At 47.1% G+C, this 24,906-nt stretch carries 26 protein-coding genes; 24 read left to right on the top strand and 2 right to left on the bottom strand.

What is annotated here, in order from left to right; genetic code table 11:
* The first annotated feature begins 141 nt into the window (after nucleotides 1-141).
* Together htpG and H8S54_RS11570 are read left to right on the top strand one after the other, a co-directional pair.
* A complete protein-coding gene (gene htpG / locus H8S54_RS11575; RefSeq protein ID WP_186901528.1) occupies nucleotides 142-2,208 on the top strand; it encodes a molecular chaperone HtpG in 2,067 nt (688 codons plus the stop codon).
* A gap of 240 nt (nucleotides 2,209-2,448) precedes the next feature.
* Nucleotides 2,449-2,778: a sporulation initiation factor Spo0A C-terminal domain-containing protein gene (locus H8S54_RS11570; protein WP_117854034.1), complete on the top strand. Its 330-nt coding sequence runs from the start codon at nucleotides 2,449-2,451 to the stop codon at nucleotides 2,776-2,778.
* Nucleotides 2,779-2,780: 2 nt separating this feature from the next.
* Here H8S54_RS11570 and H8S54_RS11565 read toward each other — a convergent pair whose 3' ends face one another.
* Entirely contained in the window at nucleotides 2,781-3,284 is a 504-nt protein-coding gene (locus H8S54_RS11565) for a DUF5721 family protein (protein ID WP_186901527.1), read from the bottom strand.
* Between the two features lie 159 nt (nucleotides 3,285-3,443).
* Here H8S54_RS11565 and H8S54_RS11560 point away from each other — a divergent pair, with 159 nt between their 5' ends.
* Together H8S54_RS11560 and H8S54_RS11555 are read left to right on the top strand one after the other, a co-directional pair.
* The gene (locus tag H8S54_RS11560; protein ID WP_021925397.1) at nucleotides 3,444-4,283 is read left to right on the top strand and encodes a DegV family protein; all 840 of its coding nucleotides are present in this window, start codon (nucleotides 3,444-3,446) and stop codon (nucleotides 4,281-4,283) included.
* A 78-nt stretch (nucleotides 4,284-4,361) separates the two neighbouring features.
* Nucleotides 4,362-4,613 carry a hypothetical protein gene (locus H8S54_RS11555; protein WP_021925396.1) on the top strand — a complete coding sequence of 84 codons (252 nt, stop codon included), beginning with the start codon at nucleotides 4,362-4,364 and terminating at the stop codon, nucleotides 4,611-4,613.
* Nucleotides 4,614-4,730: 117 nt separating this feature from the next.
* Here the strand turns inward: H8S54_RS11555 and H8S54_RS11550 are convergent, their stop codons facing one another.
* On the bottom strand, nucleotides 4,731-4,931 hold the full coding sequence (locus H8S54_RS11550) for a cold-shock protein (protein ID WP_008705499.1): 201 nt from the start codon (nucleotides 4,929-4,931) through the stop codon (nucleotides 4,731-4,733).
* A 332-nt stretch (nucleotides 4,932-5,263) separates the two neighbouring features.
* On the opposite strand from H8S54_RS11550, the gene H8S54_RS11545 reads away from it, so the two are divergent.
* The 20 genes from H8S54_RS11545 to radA all read left to right on the top strand — a co-directional run bounded on the left by H8S54_RS11545 (nucleotide 5,264) and on the right by radA (nucleotide 24,694).
* On the top strand, nucleotides 5,264-6,562 hold the full coding sequence (locus H8S54_RS11545) for a dihydroorotase (protein ID WP_021925395.1): 1,299 nt from the start codon (nucleotides 5,264-5,266) through the stop codon (nucleotides 6,560-6,562).
* Between the two features lie 94 nt (nucleotides 6,563-6,656).
* Nucleotides 6,657-7,583: an orotidine-5'-phosphate decarboxylase gene (gene pyrF / locus H8S54_RS11540; protein WP_021925394.1), complete on the top strand. Its 927-nt coding sequence runs from the start codon at nucleotides 6,657-6,659 to the stop codon at nucleotides 7,581-7,583.
* 10 nt (nucleotides 7,584-7,593) lie between these two features.
* The gene (locus tag H8S54_RS11535) at nucleotides 7,594-8,376 is read left to right on the top strand and encodes a dihydroorotate dehydrogenase electron transfer subunit (protein ID WP_021925393.1); all 783 of its coding nucleotides are present in this window, start codon (nucleotides 7,594-7,596) and stop codon (nucleotides 8,374-8,376) included.
* The gene (locus H8S54_RS11530) at nucleotides 8,373-9,278 is read left to right on the top strand and encodes a dihydroorotate dehydrogenase (RefSeq protein ID WP_021925392.1); all 906 of its coding nucleotides are present in this window, start codon (nucleotides 8,373-8,375) and stop codon (nucleotides 9,276-9,278) included. The genes H8S54_RS11535 and H8S54_RS11530 overlap by 4 nt, the downstream gene beginning before the upstream one ends.
* Nucleotides 9,279-9,317: 39 nt before the next feature.
* On the top strand, nucleotides 9,318-9,992 hold the full coding sequence (gene pyrE / locus H8S54_RS11525; RefSeq protein WP_117854022.1) for an orotate phosphoribosyltransferase: 675 nt from the start codon (nucleotides 9,318-9,320) through the stop codon (nucleotides 9,990-9,992).
* Nucleotides 9,993-10,014: 22 nt separating this feature from the next.
* Complete coding sequence (locus tag H8S54_RS11520) at nucleotides 10,015-10,167, top strand: hypothetical protein (protein WP_021925390.1); 153 nt, start codon at nucleotides 10,015-10,017, stop codon at nucleotides 10,165-10,167.
* A gap of 10 nt (nucleotides 10,168-10,177) precedes the next feature.
* A complete protein-coding gene (locus H8S54_RS11515) occupies nucleotides 10,178-10,654 on the top strand; it encodes a VanZ family protein (protein WP_243176802.1) in 477 nt (158 codons plus the stop codon).
* Complete coding sequence (locus tag H8S54_RS11510) at nucleotides 10,638-10,952, top strand: DUF6142 family protein (RefSeq protein WP_021925388.1); 315 nt, start codon at nucleotides 10,638-10,640, stop codon at nucleotides 10,950-10,952. Before H8S54_RS11515 ends, H8S54_RS11510 begins: the two co-directional genes overlap by 17 nt.
* 26 nt (nucleotides 10,953-10,978) lie before the next feature.
* Nucleotides 10,979-11,572, top strand: a complete 594-nt coding sequence (locus tag H8S54_RS11505; protein WP_021925387.1) for an HD domain-containing protein — start codon at nucleotides 10,979-10,981, stop codon at nucleotides 11,570-11,572.
* 77 nt (nucleotides 11,573-11,649) lie between these two features.
* Entirely contained in the window at nucleotides 11,650-13,635 is a 1,986-nt protein-coding gene (locus H8S54_RS11500) for an aminopeptidase (RefSeq protein ID WP_186901548.1), read from the top strand.
* A gap of 132 nt (nucleotides 13,636-13,767) precedes the next feature.
* Nucleotides 13,768-14,271, top strand: coding sequence for a 5-(carboxyamino)imidazole ribonucleotide mutase (gene purE / locus H8S54_RS11495; RefSeq protein WP_186901526.1), 504 nt, complete (start codon nucleotides 13,768-13,770; stop codon nucleotides 14,269-14,271).
* A gap of 105 nt (nucleotides 14,272-14,376) precedes the next feature.
* A complete protein-coding gene (gene purM / locus H8S54_RS11490; protein ID WP_186901525.1) occupies nucleotides 14,377-15,402 on the top strand; it encodes a phosphoribosylformylglycinamidine cyclo-ligase in 1,026 nt (341 codons plus the stop codon).
* A complete protein-coding gene (purN, locus tag H8S54_RS11485; RefSeq protein WP_021925383.1) occupies nucleotides 15,396-16,022 on the top strand; it encodes a phosphoribosylglycinamide formyltransferase in 627 nt (208 codons plus the stop codon). Before purM ends, purN begins: the two co-directional genes overlap by 7 nt.
* 10 nt (nucleotides 16,023-16,032) lie before the next feature.
* A complete protein-coding gene (gene purD / locus H8S54_RS11480) occupies nucleotides 16,033-17,307 on the top strand; it encodes a phosphoribosylamine--glycine ligase (protein ID WP_186901524.1) in 1,275 nt (424 codons plus the stop codon).
* Nucleotides 17,308-17,450: 143 nt separating this feature from the next.
* Nucleotides 17,451-18,656: an FprA family A-type flavoprotein gene (locus tag H8S54_RS11475; RefSeq protein ID WP_021925381.1), complete on the top strand. Its 1,206-nt coding sequence runs from the start codon at nucleotides 17,451-17,453 to the stop codon at nucleotides 18,654-18,656.
* Nucleotides 18,657-18,855: 199 nt separating this feature from the next.
* The gene (locus H8S54_RS11470) at nucleotides 18,856-19,761 is read left to right on the top strand and encodes an SseB family protein (RefSeq protein WP_207725616.1); all 906 of its coding nucleotides are present in this window, start codon (nucleotides 18,856-18,858) and stop codon (nucleotides 19,759-19,761) included.
* A 96-nt stretch (nucleotides 19,762-19,857) separates the two neighbouring features.
* Nucleotides 19,858-20,229 carry a GntR family transcriptional regulator gene (locus tag H8S54_RS11465; protein WP_021925379.1) on the top strand — a complete coding sequence of 124 codons (372 nt, stop codon included), beginning with the start codon at nucleotides 19,858-19,860 and terminating at the stop codon, nucleotides 20,227-20,229.
* A gap of 17 nt (nucleotides 20,230-20,246) precedes the next feature.
* The gene (locus H8S54_RS11460) at nucleotides 20,247-22,724 is read left to right on the top strand and encodes an ATP-dependent Clp protease ATP-binding subunit (RefSeq protein ID WP_186901523.1); all 2,478 of its coding nucleotides are present in this window, start codon (nucleotides 20,247-20,249) and stop codon (nucleotides 22,722-22,724) included.
* 180 nt (nucleotides 22,725-22,904) lie between these two features.
* The gene (locus H8S54_RS11455; RefSeq protein WP_021925377.1) at nucleotides 22,905-23,318 is read left to right on the top strand and encodes a hypothetical protein; all 414 of its coding nucleotides are present in this window, start codon (nucleotides 22,905-22,907) and stop codon (nucleotides 23,316-23,318) included.
* The gene (radA, locus tag H8S54_RS11450; RefSeq protein ID WP_117854005.1) at nucleotides 23,312-24,694 is read left to right on the top strand and encodes a DNA repair protein RadA; all 1,383 of its coding nucleotides are present in this window, start codon (nucleotides 23,312-23,314) and stop codon (nucleotides 24,692-24,694) included. The genes H8S54_RS11455 and radA overlap by 7 nt, the downstream gene beginning before the upstream one ends.
* Nucleotides 24,695-24,906 lie beyond the last annotated feature (212 nt).

Raw genomic sequence — 24,906 nt, 5'->3', positions numbered from 1 at the left:
GACCTTTTTTATAGATCATTCCATCCATCAACAAATATTACTAGCACTCATTTTAAATGAGTGCTAAATTTTTCTTGACTTTTGGGAAATTTGGTATTACTATAGTTTGTATAATTTAGAAGACAAAGGAGAGTGAGCTGCATGGCTGAGAAGCATGGTAGTTTATCAATTAACAGTGAAAATATTTTTCCAATTATAAAGAAATGGTTATATTCTGATCACGACATTTTTGCAAGAGAGCTGATTTCCAATGGCTGTGACGCCATCACCAAGCTGAAGAAGCTGGATGTTATGGGAGAGTATACACTTCCAGATGATTACAAGGCAGAGGTTCATGTAATCGTTAATCCGGAAGAGAAGACCCTGAAATTTATCGATACAGGTCTTGGTATGACAGCAGACGAAGTAGAGGAGTACATTACTCAGATCGCTTTTTCCGGCGCAACTGAGTTCCTTTCCAAATATAAAGACAAGACAACAGATGACCAGATCATCGGACACTTCGGACTTGGATTCTATTCCGCATTTATGGTAGCCGATGAGGTTCAGATCGATACTCTTTCCTATAAAGAGGGAGCAACTCCGGTACACTGGACCTGCGACGGCGGTACAGAGTATGATATGCAGGATGGCAATAAGACCACAGTTGGTACTGAAATCACCCTGTTCCTTAATGATGAGAGCACAGAGTTCTCCAATGAGTATCGTATGAGAGAAGTGATTGAGAAATACTGTTCTTTCATGCCTGTGAATATTTATCTTTCCAAGGAGAATGCTCCTCAGGAATATGAGACCATCGATGAGTCCGAGCTTCGCGAGGATGATGTGGTTGTAGAACATATCCACGAGGATGCCAAGACTGAGGAGAAAGAGAACGACAAAGGGGAGAAAGAAGTAGTAGAAGTTTCTCCTGCCAAGGATAAAGTAAAGATCAACAAGCGTCCGGTATCCTTAAGTGACCCGCAGCCGCTGTGGATGAAGCATCCGAACAGCTGCACAGATGAGGAATACAAGGAATTCTACCGCAAGGTATTCATGGACTACAAGGAGCCTCTGTTCTGGATCCATCTGAACATGGATTACCCGTTCAACCTGAAAGGTATCCTGTATTTCCCGAAGATCAATACAGAGTACGATTCCATTGAGGGAACCATTAAGCTGTACAACAACCAGGTATTTATTGCAGATAATATTAAAGAGGTTATTCCGGAGTTCCTGCTTCTTCTCAAAGGTGTGATCGACTGCCCGGATCTGCCGCTGAACGTATCCAGATCTGCCCTGCAGAATGATGGATTTGTAAAGAAGATTTCCGAGTACATCACCAAGAAGGTTGCAGACAAGCTTACCGGAATGTGCAAGACAGACCGTGAGTCCTATGAGAAATACTGGGATGACATCAGCCCATTTATCAAATATGGCTGCATCAAGGACAGCAAGTTTGCAGACAAGATGAATGACTATATTCTTTTCAAGAACATTGACAGCAAATATCTCACTCTGAAAGACTGCATCGAGGAGAACAAGAAGCCGGAAGAGAATACCGAGACAAAGGCTGAGGAAACCACAGAAGCCAAAGAAGAGAATAAAGAAGACTCCAAGGAGAAAGAGCCTGAGAAGACTACCATCTTCTATGTAACAGATGAGGTTCAGCAGAGCCAGTACATCAATATGTTCCGTGAGGCAGGCAAGGATGCGGTTGTTCTGAAGCACAACATTGACAGCGCATTTATTTCCCACTTAGAGCAGAAAGATCAGACCATCCAGTTCAAGAGAATTGATGCAGACCTTTCCGAGGAACTTCGCGAGGACGGTGCTGCTGATGAAGAGACATCCAAGACACTTACAGAAGTATTCCGCAGCGCCCTGAAAAACGACAAGCTGGAAGTGAAGGTGGAGAACCTGAAGAATGAGAAGGTTGCTGCTATGATGACACTTTCCGAGGAAAGCCGCCGTATGCAGGATATGATGAAGATGTACAATATGTACGGCATGGATCCGTCTATGTTTGGCGGCCAGGAGACTCTGGTGCTCAATGCCAAGCATCCGTTGGTTCAGTTTGTTGCTGGCAACAAGGATTCTGAGAAGACTCCGGTAATCTGTGAGGAACTCTACGATCTTGCAATGTTAAGCCACAAGCAGCTCTCTCCGGAAGAGATGACCAAATTTGTACAGAGAAGCAACGAGATCCTGCTTATGCTTACCAAATAAATTAAGATGTCAGGATTCTAAATAAAAGACAGTCCCGCCAGGACAGGGGAAATCCCTCCTGGCGGGACTGTTTTTTGCATGCGTAAAAACCGCCAGGACGAAAATCCTAAAATTTTTTACATTTTTATAAAAAAATTATCTCAAAAAGCTAAAAAACTGGAAATTAATTCGTATTATATATAGAGGCAAAAATTCGCTAACTGCAGATGCAGGAGTAACTAATTGTGGGAGGGACTTAACATGAAAGAGGTATACGGAACGATACGTAAACTAGGTGCAACATCAAAATACAAAGGATATTATTTTGTGGCAGAAGCTATACGGATGACTATGGAATTTCAGGAAAGACCGATGAAGATCACAAAGGACATTTATCCAAGGCTGGCAAAGAAATTTAAATCCAAACCATCCAATATAGAGCATGATATCCGTACTATTGTAAATGTATGTTGGGAAAATCATCGGGAAAGGCTGGAACAGATCGCCGGATATCCTCTGGAATACAGACCAACGAACAGTGAATTCGTAGACATGATCGCATTTTATCTGGGAACGGATGAGGAGAGCTGAGACTATAAGCTCTCAGCGGAAATCTCATTACGACTGAAAAACTCCGTTACATACTGCTCCCAGAGATGGTCCAGTTCTTTGCCCGGGAAAAAGGTCTTCAGGGAAGTGCCGGTAGTGCAAAGAAGGGTTTTGTTTTTGTACTGAAGGTTCAGATATAGTCCCGCCACCTGTTCCGGGGGAAAAGGAAGGGACGAGTTCTGAAGCAGGGCAGCAGCTTTATTGGGAGAAAACTGAAGCACGATCTTAAAGGAAAGCGGCGCACGTTTCCCGCGGATGATGGAATAGCAGATGGGCTTCACCTCTTTCCACAGTGAGTAGGTGCGATGGCTGGAACTTAAAAATTCCTGCTGGTCATTGTCGAAAAATTCAGTCTGCAGTCTGCCGTCAATGGTAAAGAGATTGCTTGTGGTGATCTCGGCCTGGTTCAGCCAAAAAAGGTCGAAGGTGTCGCCGAGAAAAAGTTTGTTTGTGAAATCTTTCTGATCAGTGATTTTCAGGGCAAGCATAGGTGCCTCCTTTCACGGGAAAAACAAATTCATAAGTATTTACCATTATAAAGCAAATTGCCAAAAAAGGAAAGAAAAAACTCTTTTCAAACATGTAGTAATGTGTTAATATAGATGTGGTATTTAAAACTACATAGCATGGAAAAGAGGACGATATAATTGAGCTATAAAATTGTTATAGATAGTTGCGGAGAACTTCTGGAGCAGTGGAAGCAGGATGAGAGATTTGAATCTGTACCGCTGACGCTTACTGTGGGAAGTGAGAATATAATTGATGACGAGACCTTTGACCAGGCAGATTTCCTTCAGAAGGTTGCAGCCTGCCCGGAATGCCCCAAGTCAGCGTGCCCGTCTCCAGAGAGCTACAGAAAGGCATTTGACTGCGAGGCAGATCATGTGTACTGCGTGACTCTTTCCTCTGAATTAAGCGGTTCCTACAACAGCGCTGTTCTTGGAGCAAGCCTTCTTCATGAGGAGAGGAAGGATAAGCAGGTTCACGTGTTTAATTCCCGCTCTGCTTCCGTAGGACAGACCCTGATCGCCATGAAGATCGCACAGTGCGAGGACGCTGGACTTCCTTTTGAGGATGTCATCAGCGTGGTGAATAAATATATTGAAGAGCAGCATACATTTTTCGTTCTGGAGAATCTGGAGACCCTTCGCAAGAATGGCCGTCTTAGCCGTGTGAAGGCACTTGTGGCAACTGCACTTAAGATCAAGCCGATCATGGGCTCCACACCGGAAGGCAGCATCTGCCAGTTAGACCAGGCCAGAGGCATGAACAAGGCTCTTGTAAAGATGGTGGAGAAGATTATGGAAGCTACGGAGAACAGTGAGAGTAAGGTGCTTGCCATTTCACACTGCAACAGCCCCAAGAAGGCTCAGATGCTCAAGGAAGCCATCCAGGAGAAGATGAAGCTGACCGACATCGTGGTACTTAACACGGCCGGAGTCAGCAGCATGTATGCAAATGACGGTGGAATTATTGTAGCGGTATAATGAATACGCTTCCTTTTTTGAAAAAAGTGTGCTATACTCACTTAAGACGATATTTCATCGCAAAGGAGACGTGCTACTATGAGTCAGAAGAAAGTAGATGCTTACAAAGCAGAGAAAGCAAACCGTGAGAAAATCATGAAAAGAGAGAAACTGATCCTGAATCTTGAGAAGCTTGCAGCACTTGTTGTATGTATTGTTGCTGTATGCTGGATTGGCTATTCTGTCTATGGCAAGGTAACAGAGGGACAGGAGACCGTACAGACAGAGACTGTTATGGATACCTCCGCACTGGATTCCTATCTGAACGGACTGAGCGAAGACGCCGAATAAAATAATTCGGCAGCCTGCCGCCAGACCGAATCTGTCAGGCATTCATTTTTCATAAATTTCAATAAAAAGGTTAAAAAAATCCCCCCGGAATCATCCGAGGGGAATTTTTTGCCTCAATTATAACTTAGTAACGTTAGCTGCCTGCATTCCGCGAGCGCCCTCTGTTAAGTCATATGTTACAGCCTGGCCTTCTTCAAGAGATTTGAAGCCTTCACCATTGATTGCAGAAAAGTGTACGAATACATCAGCTCCGTCTTCTCCTGTGATGAAACCATAACCTTTTTCAGCGTTGAACCATTTTACAGTGCCCTTGTTCATTTGAGTTACCTCCATAAAAAATAAAAAAATTATAATACTGTTCTGGCGAAAAAAATCACCAGATTTTACAGACTATATCATGTAAATATATAATCTCTAAAAACTAGTGATTTTACATTAAATAATCTTCGACATGGATTGATTATATAACCTGCACCAGAAAAAGTCAAGGAGAATTAAATTTGTGTGAAAAAAAACAATTCTGGCGGCCAAACAGATACTTGTGGAAAAAAAGTCTTTATTAAATGAACGTTTTCGTGTATGATAGTTGTGATATAATCTAACATATGCCAAGTGTATTTTTTGATAGATACCAGAAGGGAGAGAATCAAATGGGTATTCTGATTCAGGGCGGTCGTGTTGTGGATGCGGCGTCCCAGATGGACAAGATTGCAGATGTTTACCTGGACGGCTGCGTGATCCAGGAAATCGGAGAGAAGCTGAAGGTAAAGGATAAGGATGACAGGATCATAGATGCCAGAGGAATGGTGGTAATGCCAGGACTGGTGGATCTGCATGTGCATTTCCGTGATCCGGGACAGACTGAGAAGGAAGACATTGAAAGCGGCTCGAAGGCAGCGGCAAGAGGCGGTGTGACTACAGTTGTGGCAATGCCGAATACCACTCCGGTGATTGACTGTCCGGACCGTGCCAACTATGTGAAAAACAAAGCGGCTCAGGTTTCCCCCATCCATGTGCTTCAGGCAGGAGCCATGACCAAGGGGGAACTTGGATGCGAGCTTTCTGACATTGCAGGAATGGCAGCTGCAGGCGTGCCTGTTCTTTCAGAAGACGGCAAGTCCGTTATGAAAGCAAGCCTTTGCAAGCAGGCCATGGAAGAAGCAGTAAAAGCCGGACTTCCTATTTTTGACCACTGCGAGGATATGACTCTTCGCGGGGACGGCTGCATGAATGATGACGAGAATGCAAAGCGTCTGGGGCTTCCGGGAATCTGCAATTCCACAGAGGATACCATTGCAGCAAGAGATTCTCTTCTTGCCATTGAGACAGGGGCGAAGCTGCATCTGTGCCACTGCTCCACAAGAGGCGTGGCAATTATGATGAAAATGCTGAAGGAAGAGGGCATTCAGAATGTAACCGCAGAGGTTTGCCCCCATCACTTCATTCTTACATCTGATGATATTGAGAGAGACGATCCTAACTACAAGATGAATCCGCCTCTTCGTACCAGAAAGGATGTGGATGCCCTGATCGAAGGCCTGAAGGAAGGCTATATTCAGGTTATCAGCACAGACCATGCTCCTCATACCCAGAAGGACAAGACCGGTTCCATGCGCACCGCAGCATTTGGAATTGTAGGAATTGAGACCAGCTTTGCCCTTAGCTACACCGCACTGGTTGAGACAGGAGTCCTGACTCTTTCCCAGCTGGTGGAGAAGATGAGCTACAATCCGGCCAAGATTCTGAATCTGCCCTGCGGAACCCTGCAGGAGGGTCATCCGGCAGATGTAGTGATCGCAGATATCAAGCATCCATACACCATCCATAAAGCAGACTTTGTTTCCAAAGGAAAGAATACCCCGTTTGAGGGGAAAGAAGTAAAAGGAAAGATCCTGTACACCATCTGCGACGGCAAAGTGGTCTACACAGATCCATCCGCAGTGAAATAATCCTATTTTAAGTGAACAACAGGACCGGCATCCTGGCAGACCATGCCCTGTGGTGCCTGGCTTCCTATAAAATATATCCAGGAGGACAACATCCATGATCAACAAACTTATTGCAAATATCAAGAAAACAGGTGCGCCTATTGTAGTAGGCTTAGACCCAATGCTGAACTACATTCCAAAGCAGATCCAGGAGAATGCATACAAGGAATTCGGCGAGACTTTAGAGGGCGCTGCAGAGGCAATCTGGCAGTTTAACAAAGGAATCGTAGATGCTACATACGATCTGATCCCGGCAGTGAAGCCCCAGATTGCTATGTACGAGCAGTTCGGACTTCCGGGACTTGCAGCTTACAAGCGTACCATTGACTACTGCAAGGAGAAGAACCTGGTGGTGATCGGAGATATTAAGCGAGGCGACATCGGATCCACATCCGCTGCCTATGCAACTGCACATCTTGGAAAGATTCAGATCGGAAGCAAGACCTACGCACCCTTTGATGAGGATTTTGCGACTGTAAACCCATACCTTGGAACTGACGGCGTGAAACCTTTCGTAGATGTGTGCAAAGAAGAGAAAAAGGGAATTTTCGTGCTGGTTAAGACTTCCAATCCGTCCAGCGGCGAGTTCCAAGACAGAATCGCAGAAGGCCGCCCGGTTTATGAGTGGGTTGGTGAGAAGGTAGCAGAGTGGGGCGCTGACTTTATGGGAGACGGCTACAGCTATGTAGGTGCGGTAGTAGGCGCAACCTATCCGGAAATGGGCAAGGTATTAAGAGAACTGATGCCGAAAACCTTCATCCTGGTACCTGGATACGGTGCACAGGGCGGTAAGGGCGCTGACCTTGTACATTTCTTCAACAAGGACGGACTTGGCGCGATTGTAAACTCTTCCAGAGGAATTATTGCAGCCTACAAACAGGAGAAATATGCGGAATTTGGTGAGGCAAACTATGCGGATGCTTCCCGCCAGGCTGTAAAAGACATGGTACAGGATATCAGCGAAGCACTGGAAAACCGCTAGGAGGAAGAAAATGGGCACAAAGGTAAAAGAAACCTGCACTGTGATCAGCCAGGAATGCATTGGCAAAGATATCTACAGCATGTGGCTGCAGACGAAGACCATAGCAGGAAACGCAAAACCGGGACAGTTTGTCTCCGTATATACACAGGATGGGGGCAAGCTGCTTCCCCGTCCTATCAGCCTGTGTGAAATCGATAAGGAGAAGGGCGCACTGCGTCTTGTTTACCGCGTTACAGGCAAACATACAGGTACAGAAGGATTTTCCAGACTTGGCGCAGGCGCACAGCTGGATCTTCTCGGACCTCTTGGAAACGGCTTTCCGTTAGAGGAAGCAGAAGGCAAAAAAGTATTCCTTATGGGCGGCGGCATCGGTGTACCGCCTATGCTTGAGACCATGAAGCAGCTGCATGCACAGAAAATGGCAGTTCTTGGCTACCGCGACGAGCTGTTTCTTGATAAGGAATTTGCCAAAAACGGTGACGTATACATTGCCACAGAGGACGGCTCTGCCGGAACAAAGGGAAATGTAATGGATGCCATCCGTGAGAATGCTCTGGAAGCAGACGTGATCTTTGCCTGCGGACCAAAGCCTATGCTTCGTGCAATCAAGGCGTATGCCCTTGAAAAAGGCATTCCCTGCTGGATCTCCATGGAAGAGCGCATGGCATGCGGAATCGGTGCATGTTTAGGCTGCGTATGCCAGTCCACAGAGGTGGATTCCCACTCCCATGTACACAATAAGCGAGTATGTAAGGATGGTCCGGTATTCCTTAGTACGGAGGTGGAGTTATGAGTAAAATGAGCGTAAATCTTGCCGGAGTTACCCTGAAGAACCCGGTAATGACAGCTTCCGGAACCTTTGGCTCCGGTGCGGAATACAGTGAGTTTGTAGATCTGAACCATCTTGGCGCAGTAGTGACAAAGGGCGTGGCAAATGTGCCGTGGCCGGGCAATCCTACCCCTCGCGTTGCCGAGACCACAGGAGGCATGCTCAATGCCATCGGACTTCAGAATCCGGGAATCGATGTTTTCTGTGAAAGAGACATCCCGTTCCTTCAGAAATACGACACAAAGATTATCGTAAATGTGTGCGGAAAGACCACAGAGGATTACTGTGAGGTAGTAGAACGTCTGGCTAATGAGCCTGTGGATATGCTAGAGATCAATGTATCCTGCCCCAATGTAAAAGAGGGAGGCATTGCTTTTGGCCAGAATCCAAAGGCACTTGAGGCAATCACAAAAGAAGTGAAAAAATATGCCAAGCAGCCCGTGATCATGAAGCTGAGCCCTAATGTAACCGACATCACAGAGATGGCCCGTGCTGCAGAGAGCGGCGGAGCAGATGTGGTTTCCCTGATCAATACCATCACAGGAATGAAGATTGATATTAACCGCAGAACCTTTGCCCTTGCCAACAAAACCGGAGGAATGTCCGGTCCGGCTGTGAAGCCTGTTGCAGTGCGCATGGTATACCAGGTTGCAAATGCGGTGAAGATCCCGATCATTGGAATGGGCGGAATCGCAAGCGCAGAGGATGCCCTGGAATTTATTATGGCAGGTGCCACCGCAGTCTCTGTGGGAACTGCCAACTTCATCAATCCATACACTACCCAGGAGGTTGTGGACGGCATGGAGGCATTCCTTGAGAAACAGAAAGTAGAAGACATTAACCAGCTCATCGGCTGTGTGAAATAATTCAGATAAAACAGGATAAGACCTAAGGAGGACATAAAAATGGAACAGTATAAACAGGAATTTATTGAGTTTATGATCGACTGCAATGTGCTGAAATTCGGAGATTTCGTTACAAAATCAGGAAGAAAGACCCCGTTTTTCGTAAATACAGGATTCTATCGCACAGGAGCACAGCTTCGCAGACTGGGCCAGTATTATGCAAAAGCAATCGAGAGTAAATTCGGACTGGATTTTGATGTGCTTTTCGGACCTGCATACAAGGGAATCCCGCTGACGGTTGCTGCAACTATAGCAATCAGCGAAGAGTATGGCAAGGACATCCGCTACTGCTCCAACCGTAAAGAGGTAAAGGACCATGGCGATAAGGGAATCCTTCTTGGAAGCCCGATCGAGGATGGCGACAAGGTAGTGATCATTGAGGATGTTACCACCGCTGGAACCTCCATTCAGGAGACTCTGCCTATCATCAAGGCACAGGGAGACGTTTCCCCTATCGGTCTTGTAGTATCTGTAGACCGTATGGAGCGCGGCCAGGGAACCAAGAGTGCCCTTAAGGAAATCGAGGAGAAATATGGTCTGAAGACAACAGCCATCGTTACCATGGCAGAGGTGGTAGAGCATCTTTATAACAAAGAATATAAAGGAAAGGTCATCATCGACGACACTTTGAAAGCTGCCATTGATGCATATTACAGCCAGTACGGCGCAGAATAATGGTAAAAGGAGGAAATTGCTGATGAGCGAGAAGCTTTATAAGATCGTATCAGGCGTGGGAGCCGGAAGCATTGCCCTTGGAATCATTACCCTGGTAACCGGCGTCACAACCGGAGTTCTCATGATCGTGAACGGTGCCAGACTTCTGAAGGGCAAATCCGATATGATGATTTAAGGGGATTGTTTTGAAAAAGGAAACGAAAACGATGATTCGCCGTATGGGAATCGTGTTGTTTGCAGTCTATGTGATCCTGCTGATCTACTTTCTCTTCTTTTCAGAGGAGTACGGCAGGGTTGCACAGGCGGAACGGGTGTATCGGTATAATCTGGTGCCTTTTGTGGAAATCAGAAGGTTCTGGGTATATCGGGAACAGCTGGGCGCATTTGCGGTATTTACCAATATTTTCGGAAATGTGATCGGCTTCCTACCTTTCGGGTTTATCCTTCCGGTTATTTTCAGAAGAATGAACAGTGGTTTTCTTATCTGCATATCAGGATTTATATTAAGTCTGACAGTAGAAGTGATCCAGCTTGTCACGAAGGTCGGATGTTTTGATGTAGATGATATGATTCTGAACACCCTTGGGGCAGCCCTTGGATATGTTCTGTTTCTCATCTGCAATCATATTAGGAGAAAATTCCATTATGGCAAGAAGATATAGATATTCATTTACAAAGAAAAAAGAAGCCAAAAAAGGGAAGCTGTCTGCCGGCCTGGCAGCGGCGTCCTTTTTGCTGTTTATAACGGCAGTGGCACTGGCCTATTTTCTGGACACCAGCCTGGGCTTTTTAGTAGGAGGAGTGGGCCTTTTTGCCACTCTTCTTTCCGTGTACGGATTTATTATGGGCCTTCTCAGCTTTTCAGAAGAGGGCAAAAGCCACAAAACCAGTATGATCGGCTCCATCGCAAACGGCCTGATCATGGTGGTATGGCTTGGTATTTACCTGACAGGGCTTTGACTGAGAGCGCGTTTGAAAGGAGTACTATGGACGAACGTTTGAAAAAACAGATGGACTTTATTTTGGAAGTGGATAAGGTGAAAAATATTATGCGGCAGACCTATCTGGCAGACGGGAACCGCAAGGAGAACGATGCGGAGCATTCCTGGCATCTGGCGCTGATGGCAGTGCTTCTGAAGGAGTATGCGCCGGAAGAAGTGGATCTGTCCAAGGTAATTCCCATGGTTCTGATCCACGACCTTGTGGAAATTGATGCCGGGGATACCTATGCCTATGATGATGACGGTGCAAAGACAAAGCGTGCCCGTGAGAAAAAAGGGGCAGACCGTATTTTTGGACTGCTTCCTGAGGATCAGGGCAAATGGCTCTATGATCTCTGGGAGGAATTCGAGGCCTACGAGACACCGGAGGCTAAGTATGCTCACATGCTGGACAACAGCCAGCCGCTTTTCCTCAATGATGCTACAGACGGAATCAGCTGGGTAGAGCATGGGGTAAAGAAAAGCCAGATCTACAAGCGCAACAGCCGCACAGGGGAGGGTGCACCGAAGATCTGGGAATATATGCAGGAACTAATCGACAAGCATGTGGAAAAAGGACATGTGATCGGAGATATATAAAGAGAAAGTGAGGGGAAAATTTGGACGAATTATTAGTGGAGCGATACACCCTTGCCAGTGAGCGGGTTCGTGAAGTGATGGACGAGAAGCTGGTGCCGGAGCCGTACCAGGATTTCTTCCGGAAAACCGCAGCCTTTCTTTCCCAAACCGTACAGGTGATGAACGGAAGCGGGAAAGATTTATCCATGGAGGAATGGAAAAACCTGAATCACCAGCTGTATGAGGACATTCTTCCGGAAAATTACAAAACCAGCTACGGAAATCCGGTTTACGCCTGCGAGAAGCTTGGGGAATATGGAAAGGATCTTACCTTCCTCTATGCAGAGTTAAGAGGTGCAGTTGTTTTTGCCCATGAAAAAAGAATGTGGGATATGACCGTGCTTCTGGAACTGTTTCTGGAAGTATACGGGGCGTTTTCCCAGGAAGAACTTCCAACAGAAGCAGAGCTTAAGGGAATTCTCTGCTCCTATATCAATGACTACTGCCAGGATATGATCGAGGAGCGCACCCGGGCAAGCGTGGATCCACAGGTGGATTTTGCCGCAAGGATTATTATGGATTCTGACCTTACGGATCTTCGATACCTGTATCAGTTCGGAGAGTATATCACGGAAAATGAGCTTGGAGCAGCCCGTTTCCTGAACGGACTTTCCCAGGAAGAGATTGATGCCTGCGCAAGAACCTACACAGAGGGCTACCGCATGGGATTTGTCAACGGACGCAAGGATCTTAGCAAGAAGAAAACGGTGAACATCCGCTACAACCTTGGCTTTGAGCGCATGGTAAAGGCTGCCATTCTCCAGTTTGAGGAAATGGGATTAAAGCCTGTGATTTTCCGCTATGGAGCTCATGCGGTGAACAGACGTGGAATGCTGAGAATCGGCTACACAGGAGCTGTGGCCAATCCTCAGTTTGACTATGACCACCGCCAGGACAGCGCCCTTTACATGGACGCAGATTTTGTGCAGAGACGTCTTCGTGCGCTTCAGACCTCTTATGAGAAATATAAGGAGCTGGCAGCCGTTCATGCCGGACCTGCATGCATTGATGTATTTGGAGAAGCGCCGTTTAGTCCGGTGAGCGTGAAGGAAGCCTGGGAATATTCTGAGGCACAGCAGAAGCTGGAGATTGAGATGTCAAATGAAGCGGGGCAGATCACCAACCGCTACATCAGAGGCGACGAGAGAAGCTTTACCATTATCGCGTACCCGGTACCGGAGATTGGCGGCAATTATGAGGAGATTTTCCGCGAGATCGTGAAGATCAACACTCTGGATTACCAGCTGTACCAGAAGATACAGCAGACCATCATTGATACCCTGGATACCTGTGAGTGGGTAGCGGTAAAGGGAAAAGGAAACAATGAGACCAATCTGAAGATCCATCTTCATACGTTAAGTGACCCGAAAAAGGAAAGCAATTTCGAAAACTGCGTGGCAGATGTAAACATTCCGGTAGGAGAAGTGTTCACCTCTCCGGTTCTTGCTGGCACAAACGGACTGCTTCATGTATCCAAGGTATATCTGGAGGGACTGCAGTTTGTTGACCTGAAGCTGGAATTTAAGGACGGCAAGATTGCGTCCTACTCCTGCGGAAACTTTGAGACAGAGGAAGAAAATAAGAAATACATTGAGGATATCATTCTGTTCCATCATCCAACTCTTCCTATGGGTGAATTTGCCATTGGAACCAACACCACAGCTTATGTGGCTGCGGAGAAATACGGCATTGCAGACAAGCTGCCGATTCTGATCGCAGAGAAAATGGGCCCCCATTTTGCAGTAGGTGACACCTGCTACAGCTGGTCCGAGGATACCCCTGTGTTTAACCCGGATGGAAAAGAGATCATCGCAAGGGACAACGAGGTTTCCATTTTGCGTAAGGAAGATATGAGCAAGGCATATTTTGGCTGCCATACAGATATCACCATTCCTTATGATGAGCTGGGAAGCATCCGTGTTCTTGGAAAGAACGGGGAGGAGACTTCTATTATTGAAGATGGAAGATTCGTCCTTCCAGGAACAGAGGAACTGAATAAGCCTTTCGGAAACAAAAATAATTAGCACATCAAAAATTTTTCTTTGCGCCATTCGTATTGACAGAAAATAGGATTCTTAGTAGAATTTACCCGAATGGTCGTTCCATATAAGGGGATTTTTACCCCCTTACATCATTTTATAAAAGAGGAGAATATTATGCCAAAAGTAGGAATTGTAATGGGAAGCGATTCAGATATGCCGGTTATGAGCAAGGCGGCAGACATTCTGGAGAAGCTTGGAATTGATTACGAAATGCGTATTATCTCCGCACACAGAGAGCCGGATGTGTTCTTTGAGTATGCGAAGACAGCTGAGGAAAAAGGCTTTAAGGTGATCATTGCAGGTGCAGGAATGGCAGCACATCTGCCGGGAATGTGCGCAGCGATTTTCCCGATGCCTGTGATCGGAATTCCGATGCACACCACTTCCTTAGGAGGAAGAGATTCCCTGTACTCCATTGTACAGATGCCGTCCGGTATTCCGGTAGCAACGGTTGCCATCAATGGCGGTGCAAATGCAGGCCTTCTTGCAGCTAAGATCCTTGCAACATCCGATTCGGAGCTTCTTGCACGTCTGAAGGCGTACAGCCAGGAGTTAAAGGAACAGGTAGAAGCCAAGGATGCAAGACTGCAGGAAGTTGGACACAAAAATTATAAGTAATCTGGTTTAAACGGATAGGGATTGTCCGATGATTTTACCGAAATGAGGCAGCTGCAAAATAAGAGGCAGCTGTGAAAAACAGAAAAATTCTGGGAGGATAAAGGCATGGATTACAAGAACGCGGGCGTTGATATTGAGGCAGGATACAAATCAGTAGAGTTAATGAAACAGCACATTGCAAAGACAATGAGACCGGAAGTACTTGGAGGAATCGGCGGATTCTCAGGTGCTTTTTCCATGAACAGCTTTAAGGACATGGAGGAGCCAACACTGGTTTCCGGTACAGACGGTGTAGGAACCAAGCTGAAGCTGGCATTTATTATGGACAAGCATGACACTGTGGGAATCGACTGTGTTGCAATGTGTGTAAATGATATTGCATGTGCAGGCGGAGAGCCTCTTTTCTTCCTTGACTATATTGCCTGTGGCAAGAACTATCCGGAGAAGATCGCTGAGATCGTAAAAGGCGTTGCAGAAGGCTGCAGCCAGTCCAGCGCAGCACTGATCGGCGGCGAGACAGCAGAAATGCCTGGATTTTATCCGGTAGACGAGTATGACTTGGCTGGCTTCGCAGTTGGCGTAGTGGATAAGAAGGACCTGATCACAGGAGAGAACCTGAATGCAGGAGATGTTCTCATTGGAATGGCATCCTCCGGCGTACACAGCAACGGTTTCTCCCTTGTCCGCAAGGTTTTTGAGATGACAAAGGAATCTCTTGACACTTATTATGATGAACTTGGAACGACCCTTGGCGAGGCGCTGATCGCACCTACCAAGATTTACGTGAAGGCTCTTAAGAGCATTAAGGATGAAGGGGTGAAGATCCATGCATGCAGCCATATTACAGGCGGCGGCTTCTATGAGAACGTACCCCGTATGCTCAAAGAGGGCACAAGAGCTGTGATCGAGAAAGACAGCTATCCGGTACTTCCAATCTTCAAGCTTCTTGCAAAAACAGGAGACATTGAAGAGAAGATGATGTACAACACTTACAATATGGGGCTTGGAATGGTTCTGGCTGTTGATCCTGCGGATGTGGATAAGACTATGGAAGCAATCAAGGCAGCTGGCGAGACTCCATATGTGGTAGGACACATTGAAGCAGGGGAAAAGGGAGTGACATTATGCTAAAGGTTGCTGTCCTGGTATCAGGAGGCGGTACCAACCTCCAGGCAATTCTGGATGCAGTTGACTCCGGTAAGATCACTAATGCCCAGGTATCTCTGGTAGTCAGCAACAATCCCAATGCCTATGCCCTTACAAGAGCGAAGAATCATGGAATCGAGGCGGTCTGTATTTCCCCTAAGGAATTTGAGAGCCGTGAGAAATTCCATGAGGCACTTCTGAAAAAATTACAGGAAAGCGGCGCAGAGCTGATCGTTCTCGCCGGATATCTTGTGGCAATTCCTCCGATGATCGTGGAGGCATTTCCAAATAAGATCATTAACATCCATCCGTCTTTGATTCCGTCTTTTTGCGGAGTTGGATATTATGGACTTCATGTGCATGAGGCAGCCTTAAAGCGGGGCGTGAAGGTAACCGGCGCCACTGTCCATTTTGTGGATACCGGCACAGATACAGGTCCGATCATTCTGCAAAAAGCAGTGAAGATTGAGCCGGATGATACACCGGAGTCTCTTCAGAGAAGCGTAATGGAAAAGGCTGAATGGAAAATTTTGCCAAAGGCCATCAATCTGATTGCCAATGGAAAGGTTTCTGTGGATGATCACATTGTGACCATCAGCGACTAAGGAGGATATTATGAAAGTACTGATCGTAGGAAGCGGCGGAAGAGAGCATGCCATTGCATGGAGCGTCTCAAGAAGCCCTAAGGTAGATAAAATTTACTGTGCACCAGGCAATGCAGGAATTGCAGAATATGCCCAGTGCGTGAACATCGGTGCCATGGAATTTGAGAAGCTGGCTGATTTTGCACAGGAGAATCAGGTAGATCTTACCATTATCGGTATGGATGATCCTCTGGTTGGCGGCGTTGTAGATGTATTTGAGTCACGGGGACTGCGCGTATTCGGACCCCGCAAAAATGCAGCCATCCTGGAAGGCTCCAAGGCTTTTTCCAAGGATCTGATGAAGAAATACAACATTCCTACTGCTGCATATGAGAACTTTGACGATCCCGAAAAAGCGCTTGCATATCTTCGCACAGAAGCCAAATTCCCGATCGTTCTCAAAGCAGACGGACTTGCACTTGGAAAAGGCGTTCTGATCTGCAAGGATCTTCAGGAAGCTGAGGACGGCGTCAAGGAGATCATGGAGGATAAGAAGTTTGGAAATGCAGGAAACACGATGGTCATTGAGGAGTTTATGACCGGACGCGAGGTTTCTGTTTTGTCCTTTGTAGATGGCAAGACCATCAAGACCATGACCTCCGCACAGGATCACAAGCGTGCCATGGACGGAGACCAGGGTCTGAATACAGGCGGTATGGGAACCTTTTCCCCAAGCCCCTTCTACACTAAGGAAGTGGACGAATTCTGCCAGAAGTATGTGTATCAGCCAACCGTGGATGCCATGGCAGCAGAGGGAAGAGAATTTAAGGGAATTATTTTCTTTGGCCTTATGCTGACCAAGGACGGCCCCAAGGTTCTGGAATACAATGCCCGCTTCGGAGATCCGGAAGCACAGGTAGTTCTTCCGCGTATGAAAAATGACATTGTGGAAGTGATGGAAGCCTGCATCGACGGCACACTTGACCAGATCGACCTGCAGTTTGAGGATAATGCAGCTGTCTGCGTAGTTCTTGCAAGCGAGGGCTATCCGGTGAAATATGAGAAGGAGATCCCTATGTACGGCTTTGAGAATTTCAAGGACAAAGAGGGATACTACTGCTTCCACGCCGGAACCAAATTTAAAGACGGACAGATCGTCACAAACGGCGGCCGCGTAGTGGGAATCACTGCAACCGGAAGCAACCTGAAGGAAGCCAGAAAGAATGCTTATGCGGCAACTGAGTGGATTACTTTTGCAAATAAATATATGCGCCACGATATTGGAAAAGCGATTGACGAAGCATAAATAAGTGGTATAAAATAGGCAGGAGACTATAGATCTGGTTTTCTGCCTTTTTCATCCAGAAAAAGCAAAGGCCATTTTCAAAAGATCATGGCTCAACCGCAAAAGTGCAGTGAAATAAGTTCATAGAAAAAGGAGAGCTTGCTATGTACAATGTAAAGAAAGTAAACGAAGATTTATACTGGATCGGCGCAAGTGACAGAAGACTTGCCCTGTTTGAAAATATTTACCCCATTCCAAGAGGGGTATCCTACAACTCCTATGTGATCCTGGACGAGCAGACCGTGCTTCTGGACACCGTTGACAAGGCTGTAAGCGGACAGTTTTTTGAGAATCTGGAGCATGTCCTTGGGGAAAGGAAACTGGACTACATCATCGTGAACCACATGGAGCCGGACCACTGCGCCATCGTAGAAGAAGTGGTAAGAAGATATCCGGAAGTAAAGGTTGTGGGAAATGCCAAAACCTTCACTATGATGAAGCAGTTCTTTACCTTTGATGTGGATGCACACGCAGTTGTAATTAAAGAGGGAGACACCATCAGCACGGGAAAACATACCCTTGCATTTGCCATGATTCCTATGGTTCACTGGCCGGAGGCAATGGTAACCTACGATGCATATGACAAGGTGCTGTTCAGCGCAGACGCTTTTGGAACCTTTGGCGCATTAAACGGAAATGTGTTTGCGGATGAGGTAAATTTCAAGGAAGAGTGGCTGGATGACGCAAGAAGATATCTGGTAAATATTGTAGGCAAATACGGCGTACAGGTTCAGGCTGCCTTAAAGAAAGCCCTGACTCTTGACATTGCCATGATCTGCCCTCTTCACGGACCAATCTGGAGAGAGGACCTTGGATGGTTTATTGAGAAATACCAGAAATGGAGCACCTATACACCGGAAGACCATAATGTGCTGATCCTTTACGCTTCCATTTACGGAAATACAGAGAACGCAGCAGACGTTCTGGCAGGCAAGCTTGCAGATGCAGGAGAGAAAAATATTGCCGTTTATGATGTATCTGTAACAGATCCTTCCTATCTGGTGGCTGAGGCATTCCGCTGCGACAGAATCGTATTTGCATGCCCCACCTACAATGCAGGCCTTTTCCCGAAAATGGAGACACTGCTTCATGAGCTGGCTGCACACAACCTTCAGAAACGTAAGGTGGCAGTCCTGGAAAACGGTACCTGGGCGTCTACAGCAGGCAAGCAGATGAAGGAAATCCTGTCCTCCATGAAGAATATGGAGATCTGTGAGAATACGGTAACTGTGAAGTCTGCCCTGAAGGAAAACCAGCTGGAGCAGCTTGACCAGATCGTAGACTTTATGACAAAAGAAACAATCGCCTGAGAGTGATGTCCTGTGAAAGTCCGGGATTTTCATAGTAAATTGCATAAAAATACCAAGTCTTATGCTTTACTTTTTTATGATTTTGTTATAAAATAGTTTACATATCAGGTTTTCACGATGAAAATAACGGACTGCAGCCGCAGGCACACAGCAGCCAGCTTTCATCCATTAAGAAAACCAGGACTGAGAGGATAAAGACATGGGAATCAGCGAACAGGACGCAATTAAGGAATTACAGACAAGAGACGCAGTCTTTGTAGCGTATTCACAGGCTACGAAGCTTCCATATGTAATTTGTGACGAAGAAAGCTTTAATGACCAGGTGTGGGTATTTGCCACAGAAGAAGAAATCAAGGCATTCGGCAAGAAGAAGCTGGAGGAGAAGGTTCTTCTCATGGGAATGAAATATGAGAAGAAGGACTACCCAAGATTCTACGGAACTCTGTATGCGATCGGCGTAAACAGTGTAGTATGGGTAGATGGAGAGAACCAGATCGAGGTGGAACTGACCAAGATCGCCAGACAGGCAGACTTCAGCCAGTTAGAGCCGAAGAAGCAGCCCCTTTTCAACTCCACACTTCAGCTTTCCGGCATTTATTTCATGCAGGAGCTGCGCCGTCCGCTTAAGAAAGAAGAGCGCACAGCCAACATGCGTGAGATGGAAGAGGAACTGATCGTAAACCTTAAGAAATCCGAATTCTTAGTAGCAATGGCTACTGATCCGGAAGACCCGAAGAAGGTGAACATTCCATACCTGAAGAACAAGCAAGGCGATATTCTTCAGCCGGCTTTCACCGATGTTATGGAATTTGACAAGTTTGCAAGAGGCAAGAAGCTTCGTGCAGCCAAGGTTCCATTTGCGAAGCTGCCGGGACTGATCATCAGCCAGGCGAAAGCATTTGTGATCAACCCTATGGGATTTAACCTGATCCTTGACAGAGAGCAGCTTGGAAGAATCCTTGGAGTGAAGATTCCGGCAGCCGTTCCGATGCCGGCAGCACAGCCAGAGAAGCCTGAGGAAGCTAAGGCAGAAGAGGCACAGAACGCTCCGGCAACTGAAGAAGCAGCACAGCCAGCTGAGGATGCTGCTAAGAGCGAAGAATAAGCAAGAATTTTATGATAACAAAAGATGCAAAGAGGCCGGGGCCCAAGACTCCGGTCCCTTTGTTTTTACAGTGGCAGATGCCACAGGGAGGGAAATATGGTAATCGAAATAGATTTCCAGAGCGGTGAGGCACTGTACACTCAGCTGATGAATCAGATCATCCTGGGAATTGCCACATCACGGCTGCAGGAAGGAGATCCTCTTCCATCTGTCAGGCAGCTTGCAGATACCATCGGAATCAATATGCATACCGTAAACAAGGCCTACTCATTGCTGCGCCAGGAGGGCTTTGTATCCATTGACAGAAGAAAAGGCGCAGTGATATGCCTAGATGTGGACAAAATAAGAGCCACGGAAGAACTGAAGCAGAATCTTAAGATTGCCCTTGCAAGGGGCTGCTGCAACAATGTGACAAGAGAGGAAGTTCACAGCCTGATCGATGAGATTCTGGATGAGTACGGGCAGTAAGGAGGAACAACTGATTTATGCGCAATAAATTCACGAAGCAGGCTCAGAATGCACTGGCCCTGGCGAAAGCCGCAGCTGTTGACTTTGAGCTTGGCTATATCGGCACAGAGCATCTTCTCCTGGGGCTTTTAAGTGAGACAGAAGGTACAGCAGGAAGAGTGCTGGAGGAATTTCAGGTGGATGGCAAGAAGCTTGTGGAGCTGATCGACAAGCTGGTTACCCCTGTTGATGCCGGGAATGTGGAAGTGATAGAAACGCAGCCGGTCTACAGCCCAAGGACCCAGAAGGTTCTGGACAGTGCAGAAGCAGAGGCACAGAGTACAGGCTGCGAGAAGGCAGGAACAGAGCATCTGCTTCTTGCTATGCTAAGAGAGACGGACTGTGTAGGAACCAGGCTTTTGTACACTATGGGTGTGAACATCCAGAAGCTTTATGCCTCTGTTCTTGGTGCTATGGGCTATGACAATGAGTCCATCCAGGAAGAATTTCAGGCAGCCCGGGCAATGCAGCAGGGCCAAAAAGGCAGCGTTACCCCGGCACTTGACCAGTACAGCCGCGACCTTACCCAGATGGCGGCAGAGGGCAGACTGGATCCTGTAGTGGGAAGAGACCGGGAAATCACCAGGCTGATCCAGATCTTAAGCCGCAGAACCAAGAACAATCCCTGTCTGGTGGGAGAGCCAGGCGTGGGCAAAACAGCCATTGCTGAGGGACTGGCACAGAGGATTATCGCAGGCACCGTGCCGGATACCATCCGGGACAAAAGACTGGTTGTGCTGGATCTTTCCGGAATGGTGGCTGGAAGCAAATACAGAGGCGAGTTCGAGGAGCGAATCCGCAAGGTGGTAGATGAAGTAAGGGAGAATCAGGGAATCCTTCTGTTTATTGACGAGCTTCATACCATTATCGGAGCAGGAGGGGCAGAGGGAGCACTGGATGCTTCCAACATTCTGAAGCCATCTCTTTCCAGAGGGGAGCTGCAGATCATTGGAGCTACCACCCTGGAGGAATACCGCAAATATATTGAGAAGGATGCAGCACTTGAGCGCCGTTTCCAGCCGATTACGGTGGAAGAGCCTTCTGAGGAAGAGACTTATGAGATTTTGAAAGGGCTTCGTCCTTATTACGAGCGCCATCATAAGGTGGAGATTCTGGATGAGGCACTGGAAGCCGCAGTGAAAATGTCTGTGCGCTACATTAACGACCGTTTTCTTCCGGACAAGGCCATCGACCTGATCGATGAGGCAGCTTCCAAGGTACAGCTGTCTGGTTATCAGGCATCCACAGATTCAGAAGAACTGAGCAGGGAAATCCAGGAGATCCTTCAGGAGAAAGAGGGCGCGATCAAGAGCGGCAATCTGACTCTTGCAAAAGAATACCAGCAGAAGCAGAAAGAAGCAGAAGCAAAGCTTGAGCAGCTTCATGCAAAGGAAGAAAAGAAGAGCCGCAGAAGATCCGGAAAAGTAGATGAGAAAGCAGTGGCATCCATTGTATCTGACTGGACCAAGATTCCGGTACAGAGGTTGACCGAAGGGGAGACCAGACGTCTTGCCCAGCTGGAGAAAGAGCTTCACAAGCGTGTAATTGGCCAGGAGGAAGCGGTACATGCAGTTTCCCAGGCTGTAAAGCGCGGACGTGTAGGCCTTAAGGATCCCAATCGCCCTATTGGCTCCTTCTTATTCCTTGGCCCCACCGGCGTTGGTAAAACCGAGCTTTCCAAGGCGCTTGCCCAGGCTGTGTTTGGAAGCGAGCAGGCAATGATCCGTGTGGACATGTCTGAATATATGGAGAAGCACAGCGTCTCCAAGCTGATCGGTTCCCCGCCAGGGTATGTTGGCTATGATGAGGGCGGACAGCTCAGTGAGAAGGTGCGCAGGAACCCGTACAGCGTGATCCTTTTTGATGAGATTGAGAAGGCTCACCCGGATGTGTTCAATATTTTGCTGCAGGTGCTGGACGACGGCCATATTACAGATGCCCACGGAAGAAAGGTGGACTTCAAGCAGACCATTATCATTATGACCTCCAATGCAGGGGCGCAGGCCATTGTGGAACCCAAACAGCTTGGCTTTATTTCCACAAAGGATGAGAAGAAAGATTACGAAAAAATGAAATCCGGCGTTATGGAAGAAGTCCGCAGGCTTTTCAAGCCGGAATTCCTGAACCGAATCGATGAGATCATGGTATTCCATACTTTGAACAAAGAGGAAATCCGCAAGATCGTCACCCTGCTTTTGAAATCCTTAGAGGAGCGCTGCATGGAACAGATGGACATCCGTTTGAATGTGACGAATTCTGCTGTGGATTATCTGGCTGAAGCCGGATTTGACGCCAAATACGGGGCAAGACCGCTTCGCCGCGCCATCCAGTCCAAGATCGAGGACCGTCTGGCCAATGAGCTTCTGGAGGGCAAGATCAAAAGGGGAGATCAGGTACAGGTTCAGTACCGCAATAAAGAAATCCGGTTTATTGTAAAAGATAAAAAGGAAGATTAAAGATTTCGTAAAATTTGTCAGGTTAATTCTAAAAAACTTATAAATTCATGTAAGGTACTGGCAAAGAAAAAGGTTTTATTATATAATATGTACAACGTCAGGGAAACCTGATGAAGAAGATCCGGCAGCTGTATTTTTGCCGGAGAACATAACGAAAGAGTCTTAGGGAGGACAAGCATCATGGCAGTAGTAAAGGAACTGATCCGTACAGAGGAAAATGGTACTATCAGCTTTGGAGATTATGAGAAGAATCAGAAGTCAAAGGTCTCTGATTATCCGCATCAGGGAGATATGTATAAAGTAAAAACATTCAAGGAGATCACCAAGCTGGAGCGCAACGGCATGTTCGTATATGAGTCTGTACCGGGCACCGCTGTATTTGGTCTTGCACAGGACGGAAGCCAGATGAGCTTTCGCGTAGAAGGACCGGAGGATGCGCAGATTACAGTAGAGCTTGAGGCTGAGGCTGTTTACGAGGTATATCTTGACGGCGCAAGCACAGGCAAAATGGAAACCAATCTGGGCGGTAAGCTTTCTTTCAGCGTAGAGCTTGGAAATGGCTCAGCTGTTGATGTAAAAATTGTAAAATGCTGAAAAATAAAAAAATAGTCTATTTTTGTCAGGAGTGCGGTTATGAATCCGCCAAGTGGATGGGCCAGTGTCCTGGATGCAAGGCATGGAATTCGTTTGTGGAGGAACCAGTTTCCACAGTGAAAAAATCTGCCGCAGGGGGCAAAGCGTCCATACGACAGCAGTCTGAACCGGTGATTCTGAAGGATATCAGCCTGAAGGAAGACGAGCGTCAGACAACGAAAATAGGTGAACTTGACAGAGTACTCGGGGGCGGCATCGTCCCCGGGTCTTTGGTTCTTGTGGGTGGAGATCCGGGTATTGGAAAGTCCACCCTTCTTTTGCAGGTGTGCCGGAACCTGACAGAGAACGGAAGCTCTGTGCTTTATATATCCGGCGAGGAATCCCTGCGGCAGATCAAGCTGCGGGCAAACCGTATTGGAACTTTCAATGAGAATCTACAGCTTTTGTGTGAGACCAACCTGGATAAGGTACGGGAAGTCATGGAGCGCAAGAAGCCGGATGTGGCGATCATAGACTCTATTCAGACTATGTTTGATGAAGAAATCGGTTCAGCACCTGGAAGTGTGTCCCAGGTAAGAGAGTCTACGAACGTGCTGATGCAGATTGCCAAGGGACTTGGAATCACTATTTTTATAGTGGGCCATGTGACCAAAGAGGGAAATGTAGCCGGACCAAGGGTGCTGGAGCATATGGTGGACACCGTGCTTTATTTTGAGGGAGACAGGCATGCTTCCTACCGGATCCTGCGTGCCGTCAAGAACCGATTTGGCTCCACCAATGAGATTGGTGTTTTTGAAATGCGGGAGTCCGGCCTTGAGGAAGTATCCAATCCTTCCGAGTACCTTCTGGAGGGACGCCCGGAGAATGCTTCCGGGTGCGTTGTGGCGTGTTCTATGGAGGGAACCCGTCCAATCCTTGTGGAAATCCAGGCGCTGGTATGTGAGAGCAATTTTGGCATTCCAAGGCGGACTGCAGTGGGCACAGATTTTAACCGCGTGAACCTTCTGATGGCTGTTCTGGAGAAAAAGGTGGGCCTTCATCTGGCATCTTCCGATGCCTATGTAAACATTGCCGGCGGCATGAAGATGACAGAGCCGGCGATTGACCTTGGAATCTGCCTTGCAATCGCATCCAGCACCAAAGACATTGTGATTCCTGATAAGCTGATGGCCTTCGGGGAAATCGGCCTCAGCGGCGAAGTCCGCGCCGTAAGCATGGCCGGCCAGAGAGTCCAGGAAGCAAAGAAGCTGGGCTTCGAAACCGTAATCCTGCCGGAAGTGTGCCGCGGCTCCGTAGAAAAAGAGAAGTCCCGGGGAATCCAGCTGGTATATGTAAGACAGATTCAGGATGCGATTCGGTATATTATGAAGGGATGAACGTCTACACAAAAGACTTGCACAAAAAATATGTAATTATTTGTAAAAAGTGCTTGACTTCTCCTTGCGGCAGTGGTATATTAAACAAGCTGTCGCAAGGAATTGCTTCTGAAATACTGAAAAAGAAATCAGTTTTCAGAAAATTTAAATTAACTGTTGACAATCGACTGAACTTATGGTAAAGTAATTAAGTCGCTGAGACCTGTCTCTTA

This window comes from Blautia segnis (assembly GCF_014287535.1).
In the GTDB taxonomy this organism is placed as follows: domain Bacteria; phylum Bacillota; class Clostridia; order Lachnospirales; family Lachnospiraceae; genus Blautia_A; species Blautia_A acetigignens.
This window is presented reverse-complemented; position numbering and strand designations above follow the sequence as displayed.